Consider the following 4291-nt stretch of genomic DNA (forward strand, 5'->3'; position numbering starts at 1 on the left):
GGTATTCACCTGACAGTTGCCCACAAAAGGGAGTGGTCATACGGCTTCAAACCGGATAACAAAACGGTACCCCTACCGTGTTATCTGGAGTCACCATATGACCACCAACGAGAAAGTAGCACGTCATAAACTCAGCCTGCTAGAGCTCGCCAAAGAGCTCAATAACGTCAGAAAAGCCTGCAAGCTCATCGGCTACAGCCGCCAGCAGTTCTACGAGATTCGCCGTAACTACCAGACCTATGGCGCCGAGGGCTTGCTCGACAAACTCCCCGGCTGTAAAGGCGCTCATCCCAACCGGGTCGCTCCCGAGATTGAGCAAGCCATCCTCGATTACTCTCTCACCAGACCAACCCATGGCCCGCTGCGGGTCGCGCAAGAACTGGCTCTGCAAGGCATCAACGTCAGTGCGGGCGGTGTGCGTGGCGTGTGGCAACGTCACGACTTGCTCTCCAAGCATGACCGCTTGTTGCGCCTCGAGAAAACCCATAGGGAACAGACGATTGAGCTCAATGACGAGCAGATCCGCCTGCTCGAGCGCTTCAGCCCCGAGTTTCGCGAACGCCAAATTGAGGTTCACTACACCGGGGAACTGGTGGCGGTCGACACCTTCTTCGTCGGCGCACTCAAAGGGGTTGGCAAGGTGTATCTGCAAACCGTGCTGGACTGCTACAGCCGCCACGCCTGGGGACGGCTCTACACCAGCAAGCTGCCGGTGACCTCGGTTCATGTGCTCAACGAAACGGTCCTGCCGTTCTTCGAAGCCCATGAGGCTCGGGTCTATACCATCTTGTCGAACAACGGGCGCGAGTTCTGTGGGCGCCCTGACCATCATCCCTACGAGCTGTTCCTGCAACTGGAGGGGATTGAGCACCGGACCACCAAGGTACGCAGACCGCAGAGCAACGGCTTTATCGAGCGGCTACATCGTACCCTGCTGGATGAACACTTCCGTATCAAGGGGAGGACAACCTGGTATGAGTCGGTAGAGCAGATGCAGACAGACCTGGATAGCTACCTGGAGCACTACAACATCCAGCGGCCACATCAGGGCAGGATGATGGAAGGACAGACTCCCTACAGCATGTTCAAAAAGGGTCTGAAATTGATACCGAAGGAAGTGCGCACTAAAGTAGCGTAAACAAGACACCGGTTTGAGGCCGGTGTCAGGTGATAACTAGATCTGTACAGCTCCGCTCAGTTCACTTGTCGCCTGACAGGGGATCTCCTGTTGGGACTTGCCCATCTGACTCTCTAGGTTGGTTGAGTCAGAGGATCAGCTCCCCGGATTCGCTGAAAATTTCGGATTTAGTCAATAACCCACTAAAATTCCACAATAATTAAATTTTTTCCTACACTCAGACTAACGCTCACAGGGATGTCACTATGAACTTATCCATTAAAAACAAGCTGGTCTTGGCTATCGGGATCATCATCCTGGTGATCACCGGCCTGCAAGTCTGGTACAACACCTCACAACTGCGCACTGAAACCCAGAGACTGGTCTGGAGCATCATTGACGAAAGCTCCATGGCCAACGTCAAGGGTATCTCCAACTGGGTCGATGCCCGCATCAGCATGGTCAGTACCACCAAGGAAGCATTCACCAAAGAAGATGAACCCATCAGCCATCTGGCCCAAGCCATGAATGCCGGTGGCTTTGAGGGGGTCTATGCCGGTACTGCTGACGGCAAGATGCTCGAGAGTACCCCCTCCGGCCTGCCAGCCGATTATGACCCCCGTCAACGCACCTGGTACAAGGATGCAGTTGCCGCCGGTAAACTGGTCATCACTGCGCCCTACGCCGATGTCTCTAACGGCAGTTTGATCGTCACCATCGCCGAGCCATTCCAGCGTGGCAACACCCAGGGGGTTATCGCCGGAGATGTCTCTATCAGCGCCCTTATCTCGGATATTCTGACGGTCACTACCGAGGGGACTTACGCCATTCTGGTCGACAGCAACGGCACCATCATCGCCCACCCCGATGCCTCCCTGAGTCTGAAACCCGCCACAACGCTAGCCCCCGAGTTGACCGCGTCTTACATCAATCAGATCGCTCATGACGGTACGATCAACGAGCTGGTGATCAGCGGTAAGAAAGAGGTCTTTGACTTTAACGCGATCCCCAACACCAATTGGTATTACGGCATGATGGTGGATGACGAAACCGCTTACCAGTCGGTACGCCGCATGGTCACCTCCTCACTTATTCAGGGACTTATCACCATATTGATCGTGGCTGGCTTCTCCTATGTCGCCATCAACAGCTCGCTAGCGCCTCTGAAAACCCTGGGCGAGGCAATTGCCGATCTCTCCCGTGGCAACGGCGATTTGACCCGCCGCCTCAAGATCGAGCGTGAAGATGAGGTGAGCGCGGTTGCCAAACACGTCAATACCTTCATTGAGCGGCTCCATGCTATGGTGCAGGACATTTCCAACTCCTCCGGCCAACTCAACCAGCAGGCCAAGTCCTCCCACAGCATGGCGGAGAAGGCCAATGAGGGGCTGGCTCGCCAGCAAAACGAGATCACTCAGATCGCCACTGCGGTCCATGAGATGTCGGCAACTGCGGTCGATGTTGCCAGCAACGCCGAGCAAACTGCCGAAGCGGCCCGCAGCTCCTCCAGCAGTTGCGAGCATGGCAAACAGGTGATCGCCCGCAACCAGCGCTCCATCACCGATCTGGCCACCCAGGTGGAACAGGCCTCCAACATCATTCAGGAACTGGAGAAAAACGCTCAGGAGATCAACACCATCCTCTCCACCATTCAGGGCATCGCCGAGCAGACCAACCTGCTGGCGCTCAACGCTGCCATTGAAGCGGCGCGTGCCGGTGAACAGGGCCGTGGCTTTGCGGTAGTGGCCGACGAGGTGCGCGTTTTGTCACAGCGTACCCACAGCTCGACTGTCGAGATCCGCAGCATGATCGAAACCCTGCAACGCAATACCCAGGGAGCGGTCAGCACCATGCACGAAGGCCAGCAGCTGGCCCAGAACAGCGTGGATGACGCCAACAACGCCACCCATGCGCTGGAGCAGATCACCACCTCGATCAACCAGATCTCCGACATGGCGACCCAGATCTCCAGCGCAGCCGAAGAGCAACGAGCCGTCACCGACGAGGTAAGCCGCAACATTCAGGCGGTCAAAGATGTCTCGGACGAACTGGCGTTGGATGCAGACAGTTCACGTCATCTCTCTGAACAACTTAAAAATATTTCGGATGAACTGAGTAATCAGGTCGGTATGTTCCGCATTTGAGTATGAGTAAAGGGGGCGTATATGCCAAATGCCACTCAGTTAAGGCTCCAGAGGCCGCTCCCCTGATGTGTAAAAATCCGAAACCTTTTCATTTGGTTTCGGATTTTTTATGCTTATCGACTAAGGAAGAGGCGAACAAGTTGATTGCTCCTTCATCATAATCAGCCTACTCACGTTTATAATTTCATTACTCCATTCGCACCGTCCTAAAAACATCCGATTACATCTCTATCTTGTTGATATGAAACTGATATATCCATAGCTTACATTAAGTAACGTTAAAAACGTTTGCCATAGTTCTTACATGTGATTGAATATTCGCCGCTCAATTTTTGAGCATGCAAAGGTTATGGATATTAGAATGGATAGTGCAATGTTGTTGCCTGCGGAAAATGCGGGTCATACGAGCCCACCTCGTATGACCCTTTTATTATCTCGTCTGCAATTTGGGGCGAAGATGAATGTTTTGATGGGACTTATGTTGTTGTTAAGGAAGGTGCGAATAAGCGGGGAAATTCTTCTCGGCTGACGCAGTCATTTCATTTCTTCATGTTTGAGCCGATTTTTTCTCCCGTAAATGCCTTGAATCAGCCTATTTAGACCGTTTCTTCGCCATTTAAGGCGTTATTCCCAGTTTTTAGTGAGATCTCTCCCACTGACGTATCATTTGGTCCGCCCGAAACAGGTTGGCCAGCGTGAATAACATCGCCAGTTGGTTATCGTTTTTCAGCAACCCCTTGTATCTGGCTTTCACGAAGCCGAACTGTCGCTTGATGATGCGAAATGGGTGCTCCACCTTGGCCCGGATGCTGGCTTTCATGTATTCGATGTTGATGGCCGTTTTGTTCTTGCGTGGATGCTGTTTCAAGGTTCTTACCTTGCCGGGGCGCTCGGCGATCAGCCAGTCCACATCCACCTCGGCCAGCTCCTTGCGCTGTGGCGCCCCTTGGTAGCCGGCATCGGCTGAGACAAATTGCTCCTCTCCATGCAGCAGATTACCCAGCTGATTGAGGTCATGCTCGTTGGCCGC

The 4291-nt window shown here is 53.6% G+C and carries 3 protein-coding genes; 2 read left to right on the plus strand and 1 reads right to left on the minus strand.

Translation table 11 applies throughout. From position 1 onward, the window contains the following. Nucleotides 1–97: 97 nt before the first annotated feature. The gene (locus tag AB5Y86_RS10650) at nt 98–1138 is read left to right on the plus strand and encodes an IS481-like element ISAs19 family transposase (RefSeq protein WP_100654372.1); all 1041 of its coding nucleotides are present in this window, start codon (nt 98–100) and stop codon (nt 1136–1138) included. A gap of 245 nt (nt 1139–1383) precedes the next feature. Beyond that, nucleotides 1384–3261, plus strand: a complete 1878-nt coding sequence (locus tag AB5Y86_RS10655) for a methyl-accepting chemotaxis protein (protein ID WP_100654373.1) — start codon at nt 1384–1386, stop codon at nt 3259–3261. Nucleotides 3262–3898: 637 nt separating this feature from the next. Here AB5Y86_RS10655 and AB5Y86_RS10660 read toward each other — a convergent pair. Then, nucleotides 3899–4291, minus strand: a 393-nt coding sequence (locus AB5Y86_RS10660; RefSeq protein WP_186301958.1) for a transposase, incomplete at its 5' end; no start/stop codon positions are given.

It is taken from the genome of Aeromonas sp. s8, assembly GCF_040907785.1.
Classification (GTDB): domain Bacteria; phylum Pseudomonadota; class Gammaproteobacteria; order Enterobacterales; family Aeromonadaceae; genus Aeromonas; species Aeromonas veronii.

Bases quoted from the DNA above. Each gene is read 5' to 3' on its own strand.
- AB5Y86_RS10650 (WP_100654372.1), top strand. From the start codon at position 98: ATGACCACCAACGAGAAAGTAGCACGTCATAAACTCAGCCTGCTAGAG.
- AB5Y86_RS10655 (WP_100654373.1), top strand. From the start codon at position 1,384: ATGAACTTATCCATTAAAAACAAGCTGGTCTTGGCTATCGGGATCATC.